The sequence below is a fragment of the Roseibium aggregatum genome (assembly GCF_014692675.1).
Classification (GTDB): Bacteria; Pseudomonadota; Alphaproteobacteria; order Rhizobiales; family Stappiaceae; genus Roseibium; species Roseibium aggregatum_C.
In genome coordinates this window covers 196,080-220,635 of sequence record NZ_JABFCZ010000007.1, presented here as the reverse complement: position 1 = coordinate 220,635, position 24,556 = coordinate 196,080, and the positions used below count along the sequence as shown (strand labels likewise).

23 protein-coding genes are annotated in these 24,556 nt (G+C 60.9%); 12 read left to right on the top strand and 11 right to left on the bottom strand.

Going from position 1 to position 24,556, the window contains the following annotated elements; genetic code table 11:
• Positions 1-302 precede the first annotated feature (302 nt).
• The 6 genes from HK439_RS08100 to HK439_RS08075 all read right to left on the bottom strand — a co-directional run bounded on the left by HK439_RS08100 (position 303) and on the right by HK439_RS08075 (position 7,000).
• On the bottom strand, positions 303-1,691 hold the full coding sequence (locus HK439_RS08100; RefSeq protein WP_190290889.1) for an aldehyde dehydrogenase family protein: 1,389 nt from the start codon (positions 1,689-1,691) through the stop codon (positions 303-305).
• A gap of 63 nt (positions 1,692-1,754) precedes the next feature.
• Positions 1,755-3,122 carry a glutamine synthetase family protein gene (locus tag HK439_RS08095; RefSeq protein WP_190290888.1) on the bottom strand — a complete coding sequence of 456 codons (1,368 nt, stop codon included), beginning with the start codon at positions 3,120-3,122 and terminating at the stop codon, positions 1,755-1,757.
• Positions 3,123-3,214: 92 nt separating this feature from the next.
• The gene (locus tag HK439_RS08090; protein WP_190290887.1) at positions 3,215-4,255 is read right to left on the bottom strand and encodes a TRAP transporter substrate-binding protein; all 1,041 of its coding nucleotides are present in this window, start codon (positions 4,253-4,255) and stop codon (positions 3,215-3,217) included.
• A gap of 72 nt (positions 4,256-4,327) precedes the next feature.
• The gene (locus HK439_RS08085; RefSeq protein ID WP_190290886.1) at positions 4,328-5,653 is read right to left on the bottom strand and encodes a TRAP transporter large permease; all 1,326 of its coding nucleotides are present in this window, start codon (positions 5,651-5,653) and stop codon (positions 4,328-4,330) included.
• Complete coding sequence (locus HK439_RS08080; RefSeq protein ID WP_190290885.1) at positions 5,653-6,159, bottom strand: TRAP transporter small permease subunit; 507 nt, start codon at positions 6,157-6,159, stop codon at positions 5,653-5,655. The genes HK439_RS08085 and HK439_RS08080 overlap by 1 nt, the downstream gene beginning before the upstream one ends.
• A gap of 46 nt (positions 6,160-6,205) precedes the next feature.
• Entirely contained in the window at positions 6,206-7,000 is a 795-nt protein-coding gene (locus HK439_RS08075; RefSeq protein ID WP_190290884.1) for an N-formylglutamate amidohydrolase, read from the bottom strand.
• A gap of 152 nt (positions 7,001-7,152) precedes the next feature.
• On the opposite strand from HK439_RS08075, the gene HK439_RS08070 reads away from it, so the two are divergent.
• A complete protein-coding gene (locus HK439_RS08070; RefSeq protein ID WP_190290883.1) occupies positions 7,153-8,019 on the top strand; it encodes a MurR/RpiR family transcriptional regulator in 867 nt (288 codons plus the stop codon).
• A gap of 75 nt (positions 8,020-8,094) precedes the next feature.
• On the opposite strand, the gene HK439_RS08065 is transcribed toward HK439_RS08070, so the two are convergent.
• Complete coding sequence (locus HK439_RS08065; protein ID WP_190290882.1) at positions 8,095-8,307, bottom strand: cold-shock protein; 213 nt, start codon at positions 8,305-8,307, stop codon at positions 8,095-8,097.
• Positions 8,308-8,799: 492 nt separating this feature from the next.
• Here HK439_RS08065 and HK439_RS08060 point away from each other — a divergent pair, with 492 nt between their 5' ends.
• Positions 8,800-9,114: a BA14K family protein gene (locus HK439_RS08060; protein ID WP_235987683.1), complete on the top strand. Its 315-nt coding sequence runs from the start codon at positions 8,800-8,802 to the stop codon at positions 9,112-9,114.
• A gap of 337 nt (positions 9,115-9,451) precedes the next feature.
• Complete coding sequence (locus HK439_RS08055) at positions 9,452-9,805, top strand: BA14K family protein (RefSeq protein WP_419247579.1); 354 nt, start codon at positions 9,452-9,454, stop codon at positions 9,803-9,805.
• 73 nt (positions 9,806-9,878) lie between these two features.
• Here HK439_RS08055 and HK439_RS08050 read toward each other — a convergent pair whose 3' ends face one another.
• Together HK439_RS08050 and HK439_RS08045 are read right to left on the bottom strand one after the other, a co-directional pair.
• Positions 9,879-10,343 carry a YaiI/YqxD family protein gene (locus HK439_RS08050; RefSeq protein ID WP_190290879.1) on the bottom strand — a complete coding sequence of 155 codons (465 nt, stop codon included), beginning with the start codon at positions 10,341-10,343 and terminating at the stop codon, positions 9,879-9,881.
• Positions 10,340-11,563: an NAD(P)/FAD-dependent oxidoreductase gene (locus HK439_RS08045; RefSeq protein ID WP_190290878.1), complete on the bottom strand. Its 1,224-nt coding sequence runs from the start codon at positions 11,561-11,563 to the stop codon at positions 10,340-10,342. Before HK439_RS08045 ends, HK439_RS08050 begins: the two co-directional genes overlap by 4 nt.
• Positions 11,564-11,841: 278 nt before the next feature.
• On the opposite strand from HK439_RS08045, the gene HK439_RS08040 reads away from it, so the two are divergent.
• Positions 11,842-13,041, top strand: a complete 1,200-nt coding sequence (locus HK439_RS08040; protein ID WP_190290877.1) for an HD domain-containing phosphohydrolase — start codon at positions 11,842-11,844, stop codon at positions 13,039-13,041.
• Between the two features lie 6 nt (positions 13,042-13,047).
• Here the strand turns inward: HK439_RS08040 and HK439_RS08035 are convergent, their stop codons facing one another.
• Entirely contained in the window at positions 13,048-13,842 is a 795-nt protein-coding gene (locus HK439_RS08035) for a glycosyltransferase family 2 protein (protein WP_190290876.1), read from the bottom strand.
• 616 nt (positions 13,843-14,458) lie between these two features.
• Between HK439_RS08035 and HK439_RS08030 the strand changes: the two genes are divergently transcribed.
• Positions 14,459-15,625: an acetyl-CoA acetyltransferase gene (locus HK439_RS08030; RefSeq protein ID WP_190290875.1), complete on the top strand. Its 1,167-nt coding sequence runs from the start codon at positions 14,459-14,461 to the stop codon at positions 15,623-15,625.
• A 404-nt stretch (positions 15,626-16,029) separates the two neighbouring features.
• Positions 16,030-17,685: a methyl-accepting chemotaxis protein gene (locus HK439_RS08025; protein WP_190290874.1), complete on the top strand. Its 1,656-nt coding sequence runs from the start codon at positions 16,030-16,032 to the stop codon at positions 17,683-17,685.
• A 76-nt stretch (positions 17,686-17,761) separates the two neighbouring features.
• Here the strand turns inward: HK439_RS08025 and HK439_RS08020 are convergent, their stop codons facing one another.
• On the bottom strand, positions 17,762-18,862 hold the full coding sequence (locus HK439_RS08020; RefSeq protein ID WP_190290873.1) for a hypothetical protein: 1,101 nt from the start codon (positions 18,860-18,862) through the stop codon (positions 17,762-17,764).
• A 215-nt stretch (positions 18,863-19,077) separates the two neighbouring features.
• On the opposite strand from HK439_RS08020, the gene cysG reads away from it, so the two are divergent.
• The 6 genes from cysG to HK439_RS07990 all read left to right on the top strand — a co-directional run bounded on the left by cysG (position 19,078) and on the right by HK439_RS07990 (position 24,532).
• Entirely contained in the window at positions 19,078-20,523 is a 1,446-nt protein-coding gene (gene cysG, locus HK439_RS08015) for a siroheme synthase CysG (RefSeq protein ID WP_190290872.1), read from the top strand.
• 13 nt (positions 20,524-20,536) lie between these two features.
• Complete coding sequence (locus tag HK439_RS08010; RefSeq protein WP_190290871.1) at positions 20,537-20,836, top strand: DUF2849 domain-containing protein; 300 nt, start codon at positions 20,537-20,539, stop codon at positions 20,834-20,836.
• Between the two features lie 50 nt (positions 20,837-20,886).
• The gene (locus tag HK439_RS08005; protein ID WP_190290870.1) at positions 20,887-22,545 is read left to right on the top strand and encodes a nitrite/sulfite reductase; all 1,659 of its coding nucleotides are present in this window, start codon (positions 20,887-20,889) and stop codon (positions 22,543-22,545) included.
• Positions 22,532-23,293: a phosphoadenylyl-sulfate reductase gene (locus HK439_RS08000; protein WP_190290869.1), complete on the top strand. Its 762-nt coding sequence runs from the start codon at positions 22,532-22,534 to the stop codon at positions 23,291-23,293. The genes HK439_RS08005 and HK439_RS08000 overlap by 14 nt, the downstream gene beginning before the upstream one ends.
• 20 nt (positions 23,294-23,313) lie before the next feature.
• A complete protein-coding gene (locus tag HK439_RS07995; protein ID WP_190290868.1) occupies positions 23,314-23,847 on the top strand; it encodes a DUF934 domain-containing protein in 534 nt (177 codons plus the stop codon).
• A gap of 61 nt (positions 23,848-23,908) precedes the next feature.
• Positions 23,909-24,532, top strand: coding sequence for an NUDIX domain-containing protein (locus HK439_RS07990; RefSeq protein ID WP_190290867.1), 624 nt, complete (start codon positions 23,909-23,911; stop codon positions 24,530-24,532).
• Positions 24,533-24,556: the final 24 nt, after the last annotated feature.

Sequence of the window (24,556 nt, the reverse complement as noted above, 5' to 3'; positions counted from 1 at the left end):
AAGGACGGTTCTTGGCCATGGGGATTACGGTCCCGGCCATCCGATCCCCGGAGGTCGGCCAACCTCCGGGGATCAGCCAAATCTTCATCGATTTGACCCAAACACAACATGCAAGGGGGAGATGTCACCGAAGGTGACAGAGGGGGGTAAACGGCGCCTCGGCAATTCGGGACGTATGAGGATGCGGCAAGGCTGCTACCCCCCTCTGTCTCCTGCCGGAGACATCTCCCCCTCAAGGGGGGAGAAGGGAGGTTGACGAAAGGCTCTTGTTCCGTCCGGCCAGTCACGCCGCATCCTTTCGATTAGTGCTCGACCCGGAAGTGATAAGACTTGGGCCGGGTCAGGTTGTGGAAGCCCACTTCCGAAAGGGCGGCACCCTTGCCGGTGTCCTTGACGCCGGTCCACACGAGGCCCGGGTCGACATAGTCGCAACGGTTCATGAACACCGTGCCGGTCTCGACCTTGTCGCCGATCTCGGCGGCCGCTTCGGCGTCTTCCGTCCAGATCGAGGCGGTGAGGCCGTAAGGGCTGTCGTTCATGAACTGCAGGGCTTCCTCATCGTCCTTGACCTTCATGATGCCGACCACGGGGCCGAAGCTTTCCTCGCGCATCACCGACATCTGGTGGTTGACGTCGGTCAGCACCTGCGGCGCCAGATAGGGCGTGCCTTCCTTGTTCGCCGGGAAGGCAGACATGTCGATGTGGGCCTTTGCGCCCTTGCGCAGGGCCTCGTCCGTCTGTTCGCGCACCCAGGCGGCAAAGCGGGCCTGGGCCATCGGTCCGAGGGTGGTTTCCTCGTCCAGCGGATTGCCGAGCTTGTACTGGCTGGTCAGGTCGACGAAGCCGTCGACGAAGCGGTCGTAGAGGCTTTCCTGGACATAGATGCGTTCGATGCCGCAGCAGCACTGGCCGGCATTGTAGAAGGCGCCGTCGACCAGGTTGCCGATGGCATAGTCGAGATCCGCATCGGCGCGGACATAGGCCGGGTCCTTGCCGCCAAGCTCCAGGCCGAGGGTCGCGAAGGTGCCCGCGGCCGCCTTTTCGATCGCCCGTCCGCCGGCAACCGACCCGGTGAAATTGATGTGGTCGATCAGGCCGGAACCGAGCAGCTTCTCCGTGCCCGCATGGGTGAGCACGATGTTCTGCAGGATACCCTTGGGCAGGCCGGCCATCTCGAAGGCCTTGGCAAGCCGCTCGCCGACCAGAAGCGTCTGGGCGGCATGCTTCAGGATCACCACGTTACCGGCCATGAGTGCGGGCATGATGGTGTTGATCGCGGTCATGAACGGATAGTTCCAGGGCGCGATCACCATGACGATGCCAAGCGGCACATGCTTCAGGTAGCGGGTGAAGCCCGGCTTGTGGGTCGGGATATGATCGGCCAGCGCGTCCTCGGCGATATTGGCCATGTAGCGGGTGCGCTCGTCGACGCCGCCGTATTCGCCGCCGAAGCGGACCGGGCGGCCCATCTGCCAGGCAAGTTCGGGAACGATCTCGTCGTTCATCGCCTTCAGCGCATCCAGCGCCTTCAGGCAGTAGGCGGAGCGCTCGGCAATAGGCGTGTTGGCCCAGTCAATCTGTGCCGTGCGGGCAAGCGAGACGACTTTCTCCACCTGGGCCTCGTCCAGTGCGGGACGTTCCGCAAAGACCGAGCCGTCAACGGGAGAGACGAGCTTGATGACTTCAGACATGGTGCACCTCAAAAGACCGCATACAGTGCGGTTTGCGTCAGTTTCAGAATGTTGAGCCCGGGGTCAGGCGCGCTCGAAGCCCCGGGCAATTTCATAGTCGGTCACGACGCGGTCGAATTCCTCGATCTCCCATTCCGCCGCCCGGGCGTAGTGGTCGATCACCGCGTCGGAAAAGGCCTCGCGCAGCATTTTCGACTTGCGCATCGTTTCGCGCGCGTCGCGCAGGGTTCCCGGGATTTCCCGGGCGCGCTTTGCCTCGTAGACGTCGCCGGAGGCCGGCGGGTCGAGGTCCAGTTTTTCCTCGATCCCCCGGATGCCGGCGGCAAGCTGGGCGGCGATCGCCAGATAGGGATTGAGGTCGGATCCGCCGATACGGCACTCGACGCGGACCGCCTTCGTGCCGTCACCGCAAAGCCGGAACCCGGCGGTGCGGTTGTCGACGGACCAGACCGTCTTGGTCGGCGCGAAGGTGCCCTTCTGGAACCGCTTGTAGCTGTTGATGTAAGGCGCCAGGAAATAGGTGTAGTCGGGCGCATATTTGATCAGCCCGGCCATGTACTGGCGCATGAGCTTGGACATGCCGTGGTCGCCGGACGGGTCGTGGAACGCATTCTCGTTCGCCTCGTTCCAGATCGACTGGTGAATGTGGGTCGAGCTGCCGACCTTGTCGGCCCGCCATTTGGCCAGGAAGCTCGCGGAGCGTCCGTTGGCCCAGGCGATTTCCTTCACAGCATGCTTGGCGATGGTGTGATAGTCGGCGCAGTTCATCGCTTCCGAATAGCGGATGTTGAGTTCTTCCTGGCCCGTCTCGGCTTCGCCCTTGGTGTTTTCGACCGGAATGCCCGCCTTGTAGAGGTGGTTGCGCACCGGGCGCATGACCGCCTCTTCCTTGGTGGTCTGCAGGATGTGGTAATCCTCGTTGTAGCCGGAAATCGGCTCCAGGTCGCGGAAGCCGGACTTGCGCATGTCGTCGTAGCTTTTCTCGAACAGGAAGAACTCCAGTTCGGTCGCGCATTTGGCGGTAAAGCCGAGGTCCTTCAGGCGGGCGATCTGCTTCTTGAGCATGGTGCGCGGCGCATGGGCGACTTCCTCATGGGTGTGGTGATCGAGGAGATCGCACAGGACCATTGCGGTGCCTTCCAGCCACGGCACCAGCCTGAGCGTCGAAAGGTCGGGCTTCATCACGTAGTCGCCGTAGCCGCCGGCCCAGCTCGTCGCCGCATAGCCTTCGACCGTGTACATCTCCAGGTCGGTGGCCAGCAGGTAGTTGCAGCAATGGGTTTCCTCAAAGGCGCTGTCGATGAAGTGCTGCGCATGGAACCGCTTGCCCATCAGCCGGCCCTGCATGTCGACGATACACGTGAGGACGGTGTCGATTTCGTCCTTTGAAACCGCAGCCTTGAGCGCATCGAATGTCAGATTGCCAGCCATTTGGGATTTGGTCCGTTCTGAAGAGGGTAACTGTCTTTATGTCAGGGAACCGGTCCGGAGCAAGGCCCCGGACCGGCAGTGCGCAGCAATGCTTAGCCGCAGCGGTACGGCGTGCCTGCCTTGACCATGGTCGCGTTGTACTTCTTGAAGATATCGACGACCTTGGCCTTGAGCGGACTTTCGGCGGCGATTTCGTCCCAGAACTTGTGGGCTTCGTCTTCTACCTTGGCCCATTCGCTGTCGGGAATCGTCGTCGACTTCAGCTTGTCCTTGTTGACGCGCAGGTTGGCCTCGCCGTTCCAGTACCAGTGCTGGCGATGGTAGTGCGAGGAATTGAAGCAGACTTCCATCAGGGTCTTCAGGTGATCCGGCACTTCGTTCCACCGGTCCATGTTGGCGAAGAAGTGGCCGATCCAGGCACCCGAGATGTTGTTGGTCAGGAAGTACTCCGTCACGTTGGCCCAGCCCGAGGTGTAGTCCTCGGTGATGCCCGACCATGCGATGCCGTCAAGTTCGCCGGTCTGCAGCGCCACTTCCGCGTCTTCCCACGGCAGGGTGACCGGAATGACGCCGAAGCGCGACAGGAAGCGGCCGGCGGTCGGGAAGGTGAAGATCCGCAGGCCCTGCAGGTCGTCGAGCTTGGTGATCGGCTTGTGGGTGGCGAAGTTGCACGGGTCCCACGAACCGGCCGAGATGTGCTTGACGCCGACCTTGGCGTATTCTTCCTTCCAGATCTCGTCGAGACCCCAGTGGTTGAACAGCGCCGGAACGTCCAGCGAGTAGCGCAGGCCGAGCGGGAAATACCCGCCGAACACCGTTACTTCGGTCGGCGAGGCCATGGAGTCGTCATCGGACTGCACGGCGTCGATCGTGCCCTTCTGCATGGCGCGGAACAGTTCGCCGGTCGGCACCAGCTGGTCCGCGTAGAAGAGTTCGATTTCCATCTGGCCCTTGGCGATCTCGTTGAACTGGGCAACGCACTTGTTGACCACCTCTTCGGCGAGTGCCGGGCCGGCATAGGTCTGCATGCGCCACTTGATCGGTGCCGACTGCGCGTGCACCGCCGGTGCTGCGAGCGTTGCGGCGCCGGCCAGGGCGCCGGTCTTCAGAAAGTTACGTCTGGTCTGTGTCATGGTCCTACCTCCAGTTTTAGTCCTCTGGCATGGGTGTGAGCGGGGGCGGTTCGTGCCGCCCCTCAGGTTTTGTCATCGGGCGTAGACGTGGTGCGGCAGCCACAGCGCGATCTCCGGGAACGCGGTAACGATGGCCAGTGCCGCGATCATCACCAGGACGAACGGAATGATCGACCGGTAGATGTCGTGGATGTTGATTTCCGGCGGCGCCATGGCGCGCATCAGGAACAGGTTGTAGCCGAACGGCGGCGTCATGTAGGCGATCTGACAGGTGATTGTGTAGAGCACGCCGTACCAGATCAGGTCATAGCCGAGCGCCCGGACCAGCGGCACGTAGAGCGGCGCCACGATCACCAGCATGGCCGTGTCGTCCAGGAACGTTCCCATGATCAGATAGGAAAGCTGCATCAGGAGCAGGATCTGCCACGGCTTCAGGCCGAGCTGTTCCACGAAGAAACCTTCGATCGACTTGACTGCGCCGAGGCCGTCGAAGACGGCGCCGAAGGCAAGGGCCGCCACGATGATCCACATGAACATGCACGAGATCGCCAGCGTCTCGCGGGTCGAGGTCTCGAACACCTGGCGCGTGAAGCGGCCCTTGACCACGGCGGCAAAGACCGAGGCCAGCGCGCCGACGACCGAACTTTCCACCAGGCTGGTGTAGCCCATGACGAACGGCACCATCATGGTGACGAAGATCACCAGCGGCAGGATGCCGGCCCTGAGCAACTGCAGTTTTTCGCTCCAGGTGATCTTTTCCAGTTCCTCGCGCGCCAGTGTCGGGCCGAGGCTGGGGGTGATCTTGCAGCGGATCCAGATGTAGCCGATGAACATTGCCGCCATCAAAAGGCCCGGGAACACGCCGGCGAGCCACAGCTGACCGACGGGCTGACGCGCGATCATCGCATAAAGCACCAGAACCACCGATGGCGGCACGAGGATACCGAGCGACGAGCCGGCCTGGATGACCCCGGTCACCATCAGCTTGTCGTAGTTTCGTTTGAGAAGTTCCGGCAGCGCGATGGTCGCGCCGATCGCCATACCGGCAACCGACAGTCCGTTCATGGCCGAGATGACGACCATCAGCAGGATCGTGCCGATGGCAAGGCCGCCCGGTATTGGCCCCATCCACACATGGAACATCTTGTAGAGATCGTCCGCCAGCCGGCTTTCCGACAGGATGTAGCCCATGAAGATGAACATCGGCAGGGTCAGCAGCGGATACCATTTCATCAGCTTCATGGAGGCCGCGAAGGCGAGGTCTGACCCGCCGACGCCCCACAAAAGCACCGACGACAACACGGCCACGAAGCCGATCGCGCCGAAGACACGCTGTCCCGTCATCATCATCAGCATCATCGTGCTGAACATCAGGATGGCGATCATGTTGTAGGACATCAGAGTTCTTCCCCGCGCACCCGGGCCACGTCCTTGAAGAAGATCGAAGTCGCCTGCATCAGCATCAGCAGCGTTCCGATCACCATCACGATCTTGATCGGCGCGATATAGGGCCGCCACGCCGTTGGGCTTCGCTCGGCATATTCAAGCGAATAGACGGTGCTTTCCACGCCGCCGTAGAGCAGCACGCCGAGATAGAACATCAGCGCGAAGATGGAGAAGGCATCGACCCAGGCCCGCGTCTTGTCGGACCAGCGATGGTAGAGCAGGTCCATGCGCACGTTGGAGTCTAGCTGCAGCGAGTAGGGGCCGCCGAGCATATAGTAAGCGACCATGGTGAACTGGGCCATTTCCAGCGTCCAGATCGCGTTGTGCCTGAACACGTTGGTGACCGATGACCACAAGAGGATGCCCATCAGGACGAACAGGAGATACATCGAAAAGCGGCCGACGCGATAATTGACGGCGTCGACGAAGCGTACGTATTGCCGTACGAATTTTGGCATGGCTTATCCCCTCTGGCCGTGTACCGTTTTCGACTGCATTTGCGGATCAGGCATTTACACCTCCGGCCTTTCCGGGCAGAGCCAGCTTCAGGGCATCCGTCATAACGCCTGCAAGAAGGGTCGCCCAGGATATTTCCGCTTCCGGCGTTTTCACCCGGTCATTGCGGATCTCGATCATCAGCGGCACCAGGCCCCGGTCTTCCCCGTGCCGGGTGAGCGTGTAATAGACGCCGTCCGCCGGCGAATACGGATCGTTGTCGCCGACCTGCCAGTTCGACCGTTCCTTCAGAAGGGCGAGTGCCGGGTCGGCAAGGCGGCGGTCCTTGCCCGAAATCAGGCCGATTTCGCAATCCCGATGCACGCCCTTGTAGACGGGTGTGAACGTGTGAACCGATACCAGGACCGTCGGCCGACCCAGGCGCTGGCGTTCATCCAGAACCGCGTCAATCGCTGCGTGGAACGGTGTGTGCGCCTGCGCGATCCGGCGCGCGCGCTCGTCCGCTGCGAGGTTCCGGTTGCCGGGAATGACGGTGAGTTCGCTGATTTCGGGAATGAGGTCGACCGCTGACGGGTCCCGGTTGCAGTCGACCAGCAGGCGGGACAGCGTTGAATGGATCAGCGGTGCATCGAGGAGGCGGCTGAGTTCGAGAGAGACGCCGAGCGCGCCCGGATCCCACGCGATATGGGCCACCCGGTCCGCGTCGGTTAGGCCCAGTCCGCCATAGACGGGGGGCATCCGGTTGCTGGCATGATCGCACACCAGCACGAACGGTCCGGTGCCACCGGGATTTTCCACGGCGACCGGCGCATCTCCACCATCGGCCGGCAGAACGCTTGCCATCAATCAAGTCCCCTCGTCAGGTTTTATGCGACTGTTAACGTTTGTATTTTTTGTTACAGGATTGCGTCAACAATCAAACCTTGTATTATTTGATACACACTTTGCGGCGAAGTCAAATGGAAATCTTAGGCACGCGGAGTGGGAGGGAAGCCATGATACCACCCCTGCTGGAAGAGATCCGCGAGCGGCTCGACGAGTTCACCGCGACCGAACGCAAGGCTGCCCATGCGCTCCTGGCCAATTACCCGATGCAGGGACTTGGGACCGTGGCCCAGTTCGCGAAAGCTGCAGGGGTCAGTTCGCCCACGATTTTGCGGTTCGTTGCCCGATTGGGGTTTCCCGGTTTCGCCGACTTTCAGGCGCGTTTGCGCGCAGAACTGGAAAACCAGCTGAACTCACCGCTCGCCCGCAGTTCCGTGATGGAAACGGATGCGTCCGTCGACGGCGATCCGCTGATGGACAAGCTGGTGGAAAATGTGCGTGAAACCTTCGCCCATCTGCCACGAGGCGAACTGCAGAGCCTGATCCGGATCCTGGCCGACGAGAAACGCACCGTCTATCTGCTCGGCGGACGGTTCACCGATGCCCTGGCCCGCTACATGGCCGCCCACCTCAGGATCGTTCGGCCGAACGTGGTGCATGTGGCCGGTCAGCAGGGCAACTGGCTCGATCAGCTGATCGGCATGGGGCCGAAAGATGTCCTGGTCGTCTTCGATATCCGCCGCTATCAGGCGGAAATCGTCCGCTTTGCGGAAGCCGCCGCCCGCCAGGGCGTGACCGTGGGCCTGATCACGGACAGCTGGATGTCGCCGATCGGCCGGATCGCGGCCCATGTCCTTCCCGCCCGCGTGGCGGTTCCGTCCCCCTGGGATTCCAGCACCGCCCTGATGGCGATTGCGGAGCTCCTGATTGCTGGCGTGACCCAGGAAAATGCCGAACGCAGCCAGACGCGCATGAAGGCGCTTGAGGATCTGCGCAACGCCTATGACCCGAAGCGCACAGGCGATGACCTGTTGTAAACCCGGACAAACAAAAACGCCGGCGCGAGCGCACCGGCGTTTCGTCAATCCATTGGGATCGAAATATCAGGCCGATCAGGCCATTTCGAGCTGGGCAGCCTGCTTGCCGCGGCCGCGCCGGTCGTCTTCGGTCACATAGGTGACCTTGGCGCCTTCTTCCGGCGCCGGAATGCCGGCCTGCTCGAAGGCGGTGATGTGAACGAACACATCCTTGCCGCCGTTTTCAGGCGTGATGAAGCCGAAGCCACGGTCGTAGTTGAAGAATTTGATGGTGCCGCTTTCGCGCATTTGGAAACCTTTCCGTTAAGTGGTGCGAGCCCCCTAGCCATGCCGCAAGGCTCACAAAAACGAGCAGTCAGCTAGAAACGGAAAAGCGTCGAAATTCAGAGCAGGATGGCAGGTTGCCGCCATGGCCTACCGAAAACAGTCTTTACCGGGTCTATTTCGTGTCCCGATCGGCAAATCAATTGCCGATGACAGAAATGTAAGGCGGACCGCACTTCTTTACAAGCACCCGCATCCCGATTCCGGGCCGTAAATCCGGCAGCCTGACTGATTTTGCCCCTGCGGAAGGGTATCCCGCTCGACGGGTCCACATGCATTATAAATATCCAGGAAAAGAAAAAATGAAATATAGGTGTCATGTGATGATGATCACAGAACGTAACGGACCTGAATCGTAAAGTTGTAATCGTTGAAGGAAGGTCCCGCCATTGAGGTGGAGCATAGGGAATATAGAAAAATTTATATTGGAGTACGGTTATGTTTAAGAAGATCGCAATGAAAACGACCATTGCTGCAGCCGTTGCTGCTTCGGTTCTTGTGTCCGCAGGCGCAACCACGGCTTTTGCCGGCGGCGGCTATCACGGCCACAAGGGTCACCACGGCCACCGTTGGCATCACGGTCACCGCTGGTATCCCGGTGTCTATGTCGGTCCGTTCTACGGCGGTCCGCGGTACGGAGCTCCGGTCTACTACCGTCCGGCACCCTGGACGCCCCAATGGTACCGGTACTGCTCCTCCAAATACCGGTCGTTCAACCCGAATACCGGCTATTTCGTGACCTTCTCCGGTCATCGCAAATTCTGCCGCTAACGAGCGGCAGCTTGCCGCAAAACAGCCTTTGCCCCTGGCGCCGGTCGTAAGGACTGCGCCGGGGGCAAGTCTTTTTGGCGGGTGCGGACGATAGCGGCGCGACACGTGGCGCTCCGGCGGGTTCCGGCGTCCCGGTGCAGGCGGCCATCGATTTTCACCAATTGCTAACCCTGTCCGCCATTTTCCGGTTTTTTTTCAAAACCGGTCCGCATGTGACGGCCATCACAGCAGGAACCCGGGCCCTGCCTTAGGGTTTATCCATCGACGGAGACCCCGTCCCGCAGATGAAAGCAGCGAACGCGCACACCGCGTTCAAGAAGAGATCTGACAGAGGAGTATCACCATGTTCACGAAAGTCGCAGCTACCACCCTGGCCGTCGCCGTTATCGCCACTTCCGCAATGACGGTTTCCGTCCAGACCGCGGATGCCAAGAACGGCCGCAATGGCGCCTTCGCCGCCGGTGCCGTCATCGGCCTGGCCACCGGCGCCATCGTAGGTTCGCAGTACCAGCGCCGCTACTATGCGCCGCCGCCGCCGGCTTATTACCCGGCTCCGGCTCCGGTCTACTACGCGCATCCCGAGCCGTGGACGCCTGCATGGTACCGGTACTGCTCGTCCAAGTACCGGTCGTTCAACCCGAACACCGGCTATTTCGTGACCTATTCCGGTTACCGGAAGTTCTGCCGCTAACCTGAAATCAACAAGCACGGGCGCAAACCGGCTTGAAGCCCCCGGCGACGGTCAAAAAGACCGCGCCGGGGGATTATTTTTGTTCCGTTGACAGGCGTTTGGCGGCCCGCATGATCGTTTCGAGCTGATTGAGAAACCGGGACCGGTCGGCCTTTGTAAACGCAGGTCCGCCTTCGCGGATCTCACCGGTTTCGCGCAGATGCGTGTTCAGGTTCCGCATGGCGAGTCGCATTCCGATCCCGTCTTCCCGAAACGGTTTGCCGTTCGGCGAAATCACCAGCGCGCCCCTCTTCACGCAGCGCGCGGCAAGCGGAACATCGGCCGTCACCACCACATCTCCTGTCCCCGCACGTTCGGCAATCCAGTTGTCCGCCTCATCCGGGCCTTCCGGCACGATCACCCGTTCGACCAGGTCGCTTTCCGGCAGCCGCATCCAGCTGTTGCTGACGATCCTGATCGGCGTTCCGTGGCGTTCGCCCACCCGGACGGCTTCCTCCTTCACCGGGCAGGCATCGGCATCGACATAAAGAACGGTCATGCGGTGGTGGCCTCTCTTGCCGTTTTCAGCAATTCCAGAATGCCCCTGGCGGCCCGGTCGGACATGGAAAAGCACGCCTGAAGCAGATAGCCGCCGGTCGGGGCTTCCCAATCCAGCATTTCGCCGGCGGCAAAGACGCCCGGCAGTTTCTTCAGCATCAGGTTTGCGTCGACTTCTTCAAGCGCAATCCCGCCGGCGGACGAAATCGCCCTGTCGATGTCATAAGGAGCGTTGACGGGGATGGGCACCGATTTGATCAGCCGGGCCAGGTCTTCCGGGGTGTCCGGCATCCGGCCGGCTTCCCGGATGAGGGCGATTTCGGCGGCAGACAGCCCGGCCGCCTTGCGCAGGAAATTCGACAGGGACTGTTTTCCCCGTCCCGCCGACAGCCGTAGGACAAGTTTATCAAGGGACATCTGCGGTTTCAGGTCTGCCACGAGAGCCGCCTTGCCGGATGTTTCAAGTGCACCCCTGATTTCGGCGGACAAGGCGTAGACCGCCCCGCCCTCAATGCCCTGTTCGGACAGCAAGGCTTCCCCGAGAACGGTCCTGTCGCCCAGAGAAAGGCGAATGCGTTTGAGCGGCGTGCCGGCGAACCGGTCGGTCAGATGAGGGCTCCAGGCAACCCGAAAGCCGCAATTGGCCGGTCTGAAGGGGTGGATTTCGATGCCGTGTGTTTCCAGCGCCGGAACCCAGGCCGCATTCGAGCCGAGGCGCGGCCAGCTCGCTCCGCCAAGGGCGAGCAAGGTCGCACGAGCGCGGATCTCGTGCACGGCGCCGGTTTCACTGATGAACTGACTTGTCCCGTCCTTCGCGATGCCGGTCCAGGTCCACCGGGTCTGCAGGGTGGCCCTGTTCCGCTCCAGCCGCTTGAGCAGGGCGCGCAGAAGCGGCGAGGCCTTCATCTTTTTCGGAAAGACCCGACCGCTCGAGCCGACAAACGTGTCCTCGCCCAGCTCGTGACACAAGCGCCGCAGGTCGTCGGGCGAAAAGGCATCGAGCATCGGCGCAAGGAAATCCTCCGCTTCCCGGTAGCTGTGCTTGAAATCGTTCAGGTTTTCGCTGTGGGTCAGATTGAGGCCACCACGTCCTGCCATCAGGAATTTCCTGGCCGGGGAGGGCATCCTCTCCACCACGCGCACTGAAAATCCCTCGGCCGATATCCTGTCGGCCGCATAAAGGCCGGCTGGTCCGGCGCCAACGATAAGAACATCCAACATGCTGGCCTTATAACCGAATTTATCAGCACGTACCTGGTGAAACAAATCGGAAGGTGCCTTCTTTGGTGATGATTTTATTTAAATTGTTATTGTAATAATTGCGAATAAGTAATTTTCTGTAAATTATTGAAAATACTATTTTTTAGTAATTATTTTCGTATAGGAGGATAGGAGAAAAGAAATTCGGCTTAAGGTGTCGAAAGACGTTTTCACGATGCTTACATTGGTCTTGAACCAGAAGGTGTGGAAAGCAGAAGCGACAGCCTGGGAGGCTTCGGATGGAACGCAAAAGACCTGATCAGATACTGGTCGTCGACACTGACACCAAGGTCCTGGAAGCTTTCGTCCGTCTGTTTCAGGACAAGGCTCAGGTCATCACCTTTGCCGAAACCGAAAGCGCCCTGAAATGGCTCAAGGAAAACGGCGGTGTTTCCGTCATCGTCACGGCCCTCAATGTTCCGGGTCGGGGCGGCTCGGCCTTCCTTCATGCCTCCGAAGCCTTTGCACCTCATGCTTCCCGGATCATCCTGACCACCGAGACGTCGGTCGACCGGCTGAAGGAAGCGGTCAATGAGCGGCATATATTCATGTTCCTCAACAAGCCGTGTTCCGCCACCGAATTGACGGCGGCGGTCGATGGTGCATTGGCCCACTATGCCCAGCTCACCTATGAGCGCCAGATGCTGGAAAAGACCCTATCCGGGTCGGTCAAGCTTTTGATCGAAATGCTTGCCCTGTTTCATACCGAGGCATTCCGGCGGACGCCGATCATGCGTGCTCAGGCGCTGAAGATCGCCAAGAAACTCTCGATCAAACGGACCTGGGAACTGGAAATGGCGGTGATGTTTTCGCCCCTCGGCGAAGCCTTGCTGCCGAGGGAAATCCTGGGACGCTACCGGGCGGCGAAGACATTGACCGATCAGGAGCGGCGCGTTCTGGCGACGGCGCCGGCGCAGACCAAGCATCTCCTGCAGAACATTCCGCAACTGGAGAGGGTCGCAGATGTCCTCTATTTGTCCGGACGAGGCTTCGACGGGTCCGGTTTCCCCGAGGACGGGCCCACGGCCAAGGACATCCCGCTCAATTCGCGCATCATCAAGCTCTTGACCGACCTCTGGTACGCAAGCCCGGAGACCGGCGTGGATGCGGCCGCCTTCGAGGCGCTGACAATCAACAAAAAGCAATATGATCCGCATCTTCTTGAAATCGCCAAGGCCTGCCTGCTCGACGAGGTGGAAGCGCCGCAGAAGCGCAAGATCACGGCCTGCTACATCCGGGCGCTGAAGCCCGGCGATATTCTGATCGACGACGCCCTGACCGAAGGCACGCATGAACTGGTGCTGTCGAGCGGCCACGAACTGACGGAGACGACGATCCGCAGGCTGGAGCAATTCGACAAGGTCTCAGGCGTGCGTCAGCCGATCCGCGTGCATCGTGCGGTCAAGCTGGAAGAAGAGCCGAAAGCGGTGAATGCCTGAGCCGGATCAGCGGCCGGAGCCTCGGGACTTCTCCAGAAGTTCGGCTTCATAATCCTTGGCAACCCGCAAAAACCGGGCGTGGGCGTAGTTGACCGACAGGATCAACCCCCACCAGCCGTGGAGGCAGTAGCGGCGCAGCACATAGGCCTTGAAGAAGGCGCCTGGAAATTCGAACAAAAGCCGCCAGCGGGAAAACCTGCGCCCCCGGCCGTGCATGTCGGCCAACTGCATGTTCGAATACCGGTTGTATTTTCGGACCTGGAAATCAAGCGACCGGACAGAACGGTGCCCGATGATGCCGTCCAGTGACTTGATCACTGTGCCGGGCTCCGGGCGAACCGTGTCATGAACTGTCGAAACCGCAAAACGTCCCTTGGTCCGGTCGTAGAGCCTGATCTGGTGGTAGCCGTAAGCCCAGGGCGCCGGTGCGTCCTCATGCGCAAAGACGTCGCGGATCATGATCCGCCAACCATCCGCGTCGCGGTAGGAGCCGTCAGCGAATTTGGCCTGGATTTCCTTCGCCAGACCAGGGGTGACTTCTTCGTCCGCATCCAGGTTCAACAGCCAATCGTTCCGGCACTGATCCTCACCGAACCGCTTCTGCGGACCGTAACCCGGCCAGTCGTTGTGGATCACACGGGCTCCCAGAGCCTCGGCGACCGCGACCGTGTCGTCCGTCGAACCGCTATCGATGACGATGATTTCATCCACCCAGCCGGAAACGCTTTTGATCGTAAGTCCGATCCGGTCGGCTTCGTCCTTTGCAATGATGAAGACCGATAGGGGAAGGGGAGATGTCATCGAAGAGGGGGACCCTGTTTCCTGTCAGGCGGCATTGAATGGATGGGGAACGGAAATGCGGTGCCGAACCCGGTTTTGTATAACCTGAGAGCGTCTCTTTAGAATCCCGGCGCGGAATTTGAAAGTGGGAATCACCGCGCCTTTCGGGTGGCGTGCAGCCTGATCGCAGTTGAAAGAAGCCAAATCTGGAAAAGAACTCCGGCGCGTGCACAGATGACGTAAAGAAAAAGACCGGCCCCTGGAAGAGGCCGGCCTGAACTGTGAAAAGTCGCAAAGGAAAGTCTTTTTGCAACGACGAAACTGTGCAGGTGTTGCATGACAGTGTTGTGAAGACTTTGTTGATGCATGGCAAAATACCGGAATTCATACCTGCGGCCGGGGTGTGGCCAACTCGGAATCGGCGGAATGTCTATAATTTAAGTGTCTGAAATATAATGATAAAAATAAATTATATGACCTTTTGGTCACTTGGCTCTTGTCAAGACCCTCTCAAGGTGGAAATCTCTGCGCCGTCTGATGCAATGCAGCATGGACGTTTTTCAAAACCGGTATCATGCTGCAGTGAGGTTTTGTGAGCCGCGTTGTCCTTGCGACAACGAAACGGGAGGAGATCGAGATGACCGCAGCCATTGTAGGTTGGGCGCATTTGCCGTTTGGAAAACATAGCGAAGAGACCGTCGAGAGCCTGATCGTCAAGGCGGCGACGGATGCGATTCATGATGCCGGCATTGCGCCGGAAGACGTGGATGAAATCCTGCTCGGCCATTTCAACGCCGGTTTCTCCGCCCAGGACTTCACCGCTTCGCTGGTGCTGCAGGCGGATCCGGCGCTGCGCTTCAAACCGGCAACCCGCGTCGAAAACGCCTGTGCGACCGGTTCCGCCGCTGTCCACCAGGGTGTGCGCGCCATCGCCAGCGGCAACGCCCGCTTCGTTCTCGTGGTCGGCGTGGAGCAGATGACCACGACGCCCGGTCCGGAAATCGGCAAGAACCTTCTGAAGGCATCCTATCTGAAAGAGGAAGGCGACATTCCGGCCGGCTTTGCCGGTGTCTTTGGCAAGATCGCCGACGCCTATTTCCAGAAATACGGCGATCAGTCGGACGCGCTCGCCAAGATCGCGGCGAAGAACCACAAGAACGGCGTCAACAATCCCTATGCCCAGATGCGCAAGGATCTCGGCTTTGAATTCTGCCGGGCCGAAAGCGACAAGAACCCCTTCGTCGCGGGTCCGCTGAAGCGCACCGACTGCTCGCTCGTGTCCGACGGGGCCGCGGCGCTCGTGCTGACCGATCCGGCAACGGCGCTTGGCATGAAAAAGGCGGTGGCCTTCCGTGGGATGTCGCATGTTCAGGACTTCCTGCCCATGTCCAAGCGCGACATCCTGAAGTTCGAAGGCTGCTCGAAGGCCTGGGGCCAGGCGCTCGGCGATGCGAACCTCACGCTCGACGACCTGTCCTTCGTCGAAACCCATGACTGCTTCACCATTGCCGAACTCATTGAATACGAGGCCATGGGCCTGACCGGGGAAGGTGAGGGTTCCCGCGCGATCATGGAAGGCTGGACCGAGATGGACGGCAAACTGCCGGTCAACCCTTCCGGCGGCCTCAAGGCAAAAGGCCACCCGATCGGCGCGACCGGCGTATCGATGCACGTCCTGACCGCCATGCAGCTTCTCGGCGAAGCCGGAGACATCCAGGTGAAGAACGCCCAACTCGGCGGCATCTTCAACATGGGCGGTGCTGCGGTCGCCAATTATGTCTCTGTCCTGCAGGCGATGAAGTAGCGCATTTCGGCGTCCCCGGACTCTGAGGTGAGGGTGCCTCCGGCTGGGGCGATGTGAGCATGAGTTGAAATGAACGCCGGGCATTTGCTCGGCGTTTTTCTTTGTGTCCACTTTTAATTATTCGGAAAAATACCTAGGGTTGATTTCGAAAATATATAAGTAAACCTGAATTATCGATAAATATGTGATTTTATTCGTGGAAAGGTTTTTCATAAAGCTGAACAAATTAACTATTTAAGCACTTTTTACGGGCTAATTCTCATTCAAGCGACGCAGAGGAAGCCGTCTGAGGCAAACTTGAAAAGCACGTGAATGTGCTCAGGATGAGGGCTGTAATGAATTTCCGAACCTTGAAGGCCAAAGTGATTTGCGCGATTGCCGTGTTCATTATTGTGATCGGCACAATGAATCTGGTGTCCCTGCAGTTCGTTCGCTCGCTCGAGAAGACGGGTGAAGACATCGCGGAAGATGCGTTGCGTTTCTCCGGACTTGGTCTGGATCTGACCATTCTGCTCAAGGACACGCAGTTTGACATCGTGCAGGTGCAGCAGTGGCTGACGGACATATCCGCAATGCGGGGCCTGGATGGTCTCAATGACGGTTTCGACACCGCAGCGGAATTTGCAGCCCGGTTCGATGCCGACAGCCGCAAGGCTTCGGAGATCTCCAAGCAACTGGGCTACACGGTCCTCGCGGGCCAGATCGAGGAAATACGCAACCGTTTCCCCGCCTATTACGACACCGGCAAGGCCATGGCCGAAGCCTATGTTGCCGAAGGCCCGGCCGGCGGCAACAGGATGATGGCAAAATTCGATGCAACTGCGGAGGCGTTGACGGAAGCTCTCGACGTAGCGGTACAGACCCGCTCCGCACATATTGAAGAAGAGCGGGCATTGATTACGAAGGAGGCCGGAATAAACCGGACCGCGGCCCGGCGAATGGACATGATGGCCTATGCCAATATCCTCCTCTCTCTTATCGCTACCATTGCCGCCGCCTTTGGCTTCATGCGCTTCGTGATCCAGCCGCTGACAAAGGTATCCAGGGCGGTCTTGCGGATTTCTGACGGCGACTATGACGTCACCCTCGCCGAAGCCGAACGACAGGATGAAATCGGTGGCATTGCCAATTCCATTCACGTCTTGCGTGACAGTGCCGTCGAACGGAACAGGCTGGCGGCGGCACAGGCGAAGCTCGACGCGGAGCGCATGGAGCGCGTGCAGGCCCGCGAAGAACTGGCCGCGAAGTTCCGCTCGGAGGTCTCCGAACTGATCGTCGACGTGAACCAGACCATGGCACAGTTGGAAGACACCGCACGCAGTCTGATCGCCGTGGCCCAGGATACGACATCGCACGCTCAGGGGGCTTCCGCCGCCTCGAGTTCGGCGATGGCAAATGTCGAGACCGTCGCATCGGCGGCTGAGGAACTCTCCGCCTCGATCGAGGAAATCAATCAGCGCGTAACCTCCACAACCGCCGTGGTCGCTGAAGCTGCGGAGACGACGCAGGAGACAAATGCAAAGGTCGGAACGCTTTCGGCCGCGGCCCAGGAAATCGGCGAAGTCGTTCAGTTGATTTCCACCATTGCGGAACAGACCAATCTGCTGGCGCTGAATGCGACGATCGAGGCGGCGCGTGCGGGCGAGGCCGGCAAGGGCTTTGCGGTGGTCGCCAATGAAGTGAAGGTTCTTGCAAGCCAGACTGCCAAGGCGACCGAAAGCATCACCCAGCAGATAACGGCGATCCAGGGAGCGACCACGGAAGCGGCGACATCCATCCAGGAAATTTCCGAAATCATGGGCAACGTCACCGAAGAAACGACGGCCATTGCCTCTGCCGTGACCGAGCAGAGCGCTGCGACCGGTGAGATTGCCCGCGGGGTTAATGAGGCGTCTTCCAGCACCCAGGAGGCAACCCGCAGCGTATCCGGCCTTGAGGGCAATGCACAGCGTTCGACCGATGCGGCCAACGAGGTGAGTGATGCTGTGAAGACTGTAGCGGTCAGAACCCAGAACCTGACGCTTCAGATCGAAGACTTCATCAAGGCCTTTGCCGCTTGACGATTGTCGTCAGGGCCTGAAAGCGATAACCGATAGAGCCGGCGGGTCAAATGATCTGCCGGCATTCTCTTTGCCATCAGTCCGCCGCTTCCGCGGCCGCCCGGTAGAAATCCGGGTCCGTCAGTTCGGGGGGCGATACGGTCGGGCCGTCCGCCGTTCCCGTGTAGGTATCGGACACGCCGTAGACGAAAATCCCGCCGGCGGTGCGCGGAACGATGGCCACCCGTTCCACCAGATCGGTATCGCCCGATGTGCAATGGGCATAGCTGGTGAAGAGCGCCTTGCCCGATTCGCTCGTCTGCTCCGTGCCCGACTGGAAGCTGCCTTCGCAGGTCTTGGCGGAATCGGCGATGATTTGCGCCATCAGGTCCTGTTCGCTGGCATATCCGCCTTTTTCGAAGATATGAACGACGACAGTGCGTCCGTCCTTCTTCGCGACCGCATGCAGTCCTTTCAGGCTGTCTTCCCGGTCCTGATCCGGGATCAGCTTCAGGCCTGAAAGACCGGCCTGGGTCATCAGATTGAACAGTGCCTGGGTCGCTTCGACCTGAAGAGCCGTCCCGGCCGGTGCGCTTTGCGTGCCGCCCGGTTGTGCCCCTCCCGGTTGCGATGGCGCAGAGGAGCCGGGGGCGGGGGCGCCTGAGTTCAGGCCTGAGCCGGGAGCGAGGCCGTAGCGGGCGGAGTTGATCTTGACGCAGCGGCCGAGCCGCGCCATCAGCTTCGAGGTGCCGGTGAGGCGGAACTCATAGGTGTTGTTGCCGTCGAACACCTGCAAAAGACGCCCGCGCCGGAAATGGTGCACCAGGTAACCGCTCACGGGCATCTGCATGCGCACCATGGTCGCGGTTCTGACCTCTCCGGTTCCCTGCTGCCACGCGCCGCGATCGATGCGGAATTGCAGCGGAATGTTCCTGCCGACGGTCATGTTCCAGCCGCTGGAGGAAAAACCGATGTACCAGTCGTAATTGCCGTCGACCTGAACGGACAAGGCGATGCCGCTGCGGTACTGGGCGGAGGCCACGCAGGAGCTGAACCGGTTGTTGGCGTCATCGACATAGGCGTCACCGAGCCAGCCGCCCAGCCGGAAGTGTTCGACACTCCGGGCTTCGGCCGGAAGCGAAAGCAGTCCGCTCCAGAGAGCCGCGATCAGCGCAGCGACAATCGAATTTCGTACCATTCCCCGGTGTCTCCCAAGGCGGATAAAGGCGAAACCGCCTTCCGTCTGCATATCTTACCGCTGTGCAGTATATGCTCGAAATCGTTTCGATCGGGTTTGGATTTTCGAAAACCTTTTCCCCGCTGCGCTCCGCCTTTGAAATGCGATGCCCCGCGTTTTCGCCCGCGAATGACTAGATTCAGTCCATGGATGCGATTGTCCGGGAGAGTAGCCCCATGAACGGGACCGACACCGAAAAGAAGAAACGGCGCCTCGATGTCTTTCCGGCCTTTTTCAAGGTCCGGGGGCAACGGGTGATCGTCGTCGGCCATGGCGCGGAAGCTGCCGCCAAGGTCCGTCTTCTCGGCGAAACCAATGCCCGGATCGAGGTCGTTTCACTTAAGGTGGAGCCGGTGCTGCAGCAGGCGATCGAGAGCGTTGGCGCAAAACATGTCGGCGAGGAGTTCCGGGCTGAAGTTCTGGAAGACGCAGCACTTGTCTTTACCGCGCGCGAGGATGAAGCGCTCGACAGGGCGGTGGTTGAAGTCGCGCGGGCGGCAGGCGTGCCGGTCAATGCGGTCGACCGGCCGGATCTCTGCGATTTTTATACCGGGGCCCTGGTCAACCGGGCGCCGGTCGCCGTTGCCATTACCTCCACCGGCGTCGGGCCGGTCCTGGCGCGCCATATCCGGGCGCGGATCGAGGCCATGCTGCCACGGGCGACCGGCGATCTCGCGCAGCTGGCGGAAAGCTTTCGCGATACGGTTTCGAGGGTCATCCGCGACGGTGCCGTACGCCGCCGGTTCTGGGCACGGTTTTTCTCAGGACCGGTCGCGGCCCACGTTCATGCCGGCCGGAAGGATCTGGCGCGGGCTGAAACCCAGCGCCTGCTGAACGGTCATGTGGATGAGACCGGCTTCGTCTGGCTGGTCGGGGCCGGTCCGGGAGCCGAAGACCTTCTGACCCTGCGCGCGCAGCGCCTTCTGCAGGAGGCCGACGTCATCGTTTACGACGCGCTGGTCCCGGCATCGGTCGTCGCCATGGGACGCAGGGATGCGGAGCGGATTTCGGTGGGCAAGCGCAAGGGCGCCCATTCGGTTCCGCAGTCTGAAACGAACGGGCTTCTGGTCGATCTTGCCCGGCAGGGCCGCAAAGTTGTCCGGCTCAAGTCGGGCGATCCGCTGATCTTCGGCCGGGCCGGCGAGGAAATGGCGGCACTTAACGAGGCCGGTATCGGCTTTGAAGTGGTCCCTGGCGTGACCGCCGCCTTTGCCGCAGCCGCCTCCGCGCAGCTGCCGCTGACCCTGCGCGGCGTGGCGTCCACGCTGGTCTTTGCGACCGGCCACAATGCCCGTTCCGAAACCCTGCCGGACTGGGCGGGTCTCGCGCTCAAGGGGGCGACGGTCGCCGTCTACATGGGCCGCAGCGTCGCGGCCGCTGTCTCGGAAAGGCTGATTTCCGCCGGCATGAAGCCGGCAACATCGGTCGTCCTTATCGAAAATGCCGCCCAGGCCGGCGAACGCCAGTTTTCCGGCGTCTTGTCTGACCTGAGCCATCTGTCCGGCCGCGACGATGTCGGCGGTCCGGTCCTGATCATCATCGGCGATGCCGTCGGACACGCGAGGCTCCTGAATGCGGAGCCTCTGGCCGCGTCCGCGGTTTTGCGCGAAGCCGCCGCCTGAGGAGTTGAATGCAATGAAAGTCGTTACCGCAAACCGCCTGCTCGATGGCGAAGTCGTCTGGCTCGGGGCGGATGAAAACTGGGTCGGTGACCTTGCCCGGGCCAAGCTTCTGGAGACGAAGGAAGACGTCGCAGCCGCCATGGCGACCGCTCAACAGTCCATCGCCGATCGCGAGGTGGTGGAAGCCTACGATGTGGATGTCGTCAGCGAGGAAGGCCGGATCACGCCCAAGCGCCTGCGCGAACGGATCCGCGCGGCAGGCCCGACCATCCTGCCGGACCTCGGCAAACAGACACGGGCCGCAACAGCCTGATTGACCAGAGGCAGCGCCGGCAAACCGGCAGCGCCTGAACGGAGAAAAGCATGTACCGTTACGATGAGTTCGACCACGGTTTCGTCACCCAGCGCACCGATCAGTTTCGCGATCAGGTCCGCCGCCGTCTGGCCGGCGAACTGACCGAAGAAGAGTTCAAGCCGCTGCGCCTGATGAACGGGCTTTATCTGCAGCTTCACGCCTACATGCTGCGGGTCGCCATACCCTATGGCACGCTGAACAGCCGCCAGATGCGCAAGCTCGCCCATATCGCGCGCACCTATGACAAGGGCTACGGCCACTTTACCACCCGGCAGAACATCCAGTTCAACTGGCCGAAGCTGTCGGACGTGCCGGCTATCCTGGAAGAACTGGCCGAAGTGGAAATGCACGCGATCCAGACGTCGGGCAACTGCATCCGCAACGTGACCGCGGACCATTTTGCCGGTGCCGCCGCCGACGAAATCGCCGACCCGCGGCCTTATGCGGAAATTCTGCGCCAGTGGTCGTCGCTGCACCCGGAGTTTTCCTTCCTGCCGCGCAAGTTCAAGATCGCCATCACCGGTGCAACGAACGACCGTGCCGCCGTCCAGGTCCATGACATCGGCCTGCAGCTGGCACAGAACGAGGCGGGCGAGATCGGCTTCACCGTCTTTGTCGGCGGCGGCCTTGGACGCACGCCGATGATCGGCCGCAAGGTGCGCGACTTCCTGCCGGAGGAAGACCTGCTGGCCTATTCGGAAGCGATCCTCAGGGTCTATAACCGCTACGGCCGCCGGGACAACAAGTACAAGGCGCGCATCAAGATCCTCGTCCATGAGACCGGCCTGGATGAACTCAAGGCCGACATCGAGGCGGAATTCGAAAAGATCCGCTTTGGCGTCCTGCGTCTGCCGGACGAGGAAGTGCGCCGGATCGAGGCTTATTTCGCGCCGCCGCCGCTGGAGGTCCTGCCGGCGACTTCGCAAGCGGTCGAAGCGCGCAAGGCAACGGACGCGGCCTTCGCCCAGTTCGTCGCGCATAACCTCAATCCGCACCGGGTGCCGGGCCATGCCAGCGTCACGGTGTCCATGAAGCCGATCGGCGGCATCCCGGGCGATGCCTCCGACCGGCAAATGGAGGTGATCGCCGATCTGGCCGAGCGCTACGGTCACGATGAAATCCGCATCAGCCACGAGCAGAACGTCATCCTGCCTCATGTGCGCCTGGACGATCTGCCCGCGCTCTTCGACCGGCTGGTCGAGCATGGGCTCGCGGAAGGTAATGCCGGCCTGATCACCGACATCATCGCCTGCCCGGGCATGGATTACTGCGCGCTGGCGACGGCCCGTTCCATTCCGGTGGCGCAGGAAATTTCCGAGCGCTTCGGCAGTGCGGAGCGCCAGGCGGAGATCGGCGATCTGAAGATCAAGATTTCCGGCTGCATCAACGCCTGCGGCCATCACCATGTCGGCCACATCGGCATTCTGGGCCTGGAGAAGAAGGGTGAGGAATTCTACCAGATCACCCTTGGCGGCTCGGCCAACGAAAACGCCTCGATCGGCGAGATCGTCGGGCGCGGCTTTTCCTCCGAGACCGTGGTCGATGCGATCGAGACGCTGGTGGATACCTATCTCTCGCTGCGCTCCGGCAGGGACGAGACATTCCTGGACACTTACAGGCGGCTCGGCGAAGAGCCGTTCAAGGAAGCGCTATATGGCACTGCTTAGCAGCCTGACATCCGCCGTGGATCCGGAACTGGCGCTTGACGCAGAAGTCCGGGCCCTGAACGCCCAGTACGAAGGCGCTGAGGCGCAGACGGTGCTGCGTGCGGCGATCCGCGAGCAGTATCCGGATGAGATCGCCCTGGTGTCGAGTTTCGGCGCCGACTCGGCGGTCCTTCTTCACATGGTCGCCGAAATCGATCCGGCAACACCGGTAATCTTCATCGACACCGGCAAGCTGTTTCCGGCCACGCTGCGTTATCGGGACGACCTCATCGACAGGCTGGGCCTGACCGACGTCCGTTCACAGAAGCCGGATCCTGAGGACCTTGCCGGGAAGGACGCGGGCGGCATGCTCTGGATGTCCGACACGGACGCCTGCTGCCACATCCGCAAGGTCCTGCCGCTGGATGTGGCGCTTGACGGGTTTTCCTCCTGGATTTCGGGCCGCAAGCGCTTTCAGAGTTCCAACCGGGCAAACCTTGCGCTGTTCGAGGCCGATGACGGCCGGGTGAAGGTCAATCCGCTCGCGGACTGGGAAGCCGGCCGGATCCTGGACTATGCCAGGGCGCATGGTCTGCCGCCGCATCCGCTGGTCGCCCAGGGCTATCCCTCCATCGGCTGCCTGCCGTGCACCGACAAGGTGAAGCCCGGCGAGGATCCGCGCGCGGGCCGCTGGCGCGGGCAGGAAAAGACCGAATGCGGGATCCATCTTCCCACCCATGGCCGCGAAATCGACGGCAGCGGTATCTAATGCTGGGGAAACAAGAGAAAATGACCACCATTTATTCCAACGGCGCGTTTTTCGAGGAAAGCTGGACCCTCATCGACGGCGAGGACGCCCTGCCGTCTGACGGAAATGTCACGGTTCCCTTGGGCCGGTTCCTGGCGGAGCCGGAGACATTCCTGAAAGGCGGCAGGCAGACGGCCATTCTGATTGCCGCGGGTGACAAGGCCGAAGAGCTTCAACCCTTTCTGGACAGGATCTCGCTCGTGGTCGTCGCCTTTCCGAAATTCACCGACGGCCGCGGATTTTCCGCAGCCCGCATCCTGCGGGAGGAGTTCGGTTACAAGGGCGATATCCGTGCGACCGGCGATTATATCCTCGACCAGGTGCCGCTGATGCGCCGCTGCGGCATCTCCAGTTTCCAGATTTCGAAGCCTGAGGTCGTCAAGGCGCTGAAGGGCGGCGAATGGCCGGAAGTGACCCGCTATCTTCAGCCGGTCGGCACGGTGGAAGAGATCCCGGCCGGGACCCGTCCGTGGGCGCGACGCTCCCTGCGCGAGGCTGCGCAGGCCGCCGAGTAACTGGCTTTTAATTTCCCGGATGTGACAAGTAGAATGCGCTGCAACATCCGGGAGACCCCCCATGAGCAATTCGCCGGCAAGACCCGCCTCAACAGAAGTCGATATCCTGTCCCGCCGGCGCGTCTATGACGGGTTCTGCAAGGTCGACGTGATCGAAGCGGCCTATACCCGCCTCGACGGCTCGCCGGGCAGACTGACCCGCGAGCTGCACCATCACGGCAATGCAGTGGCGGTCCTTCCGGTGGACAGGAACCGCAAGACGGTGCTTCTGGTGCGGCAGCTCCGGATTCCGCCGCTCGTGGAACACGAAAACGGCTTTCCGCTGGAGGTCTGTGCCGGTCTGATCGATCAGGGCGAAAACGCTGCCGAGGCGGCAGCGCGCGAAATGGAGGAGGAGCTCGGTTTCCGGCCGCGCAGCCTGCAGGCTGTATGCTCGATCCTTCCCAGCCCCGGAATGCTCGGCGAAAAGCTGGACCTGTTCCTGGCCGACTACGATCACGATGACAACAGCGATTTCGGGGGCGGTTTCGGCGGTGGCGTTGCCGAAGAAGGCGAGGATATCGAGATCCTGGAATTCACCTGCCGGGATCTGGCAGACCTCCTGCGCAAGGGCGAGTTGCAGGACGCCAAGACCGTCGTGCTCGTGCTGCGGCTGATGCTGGATGAGCCTGAGCTTTTTGTCTGATTGCACCTGCCCTGCTCATTGACT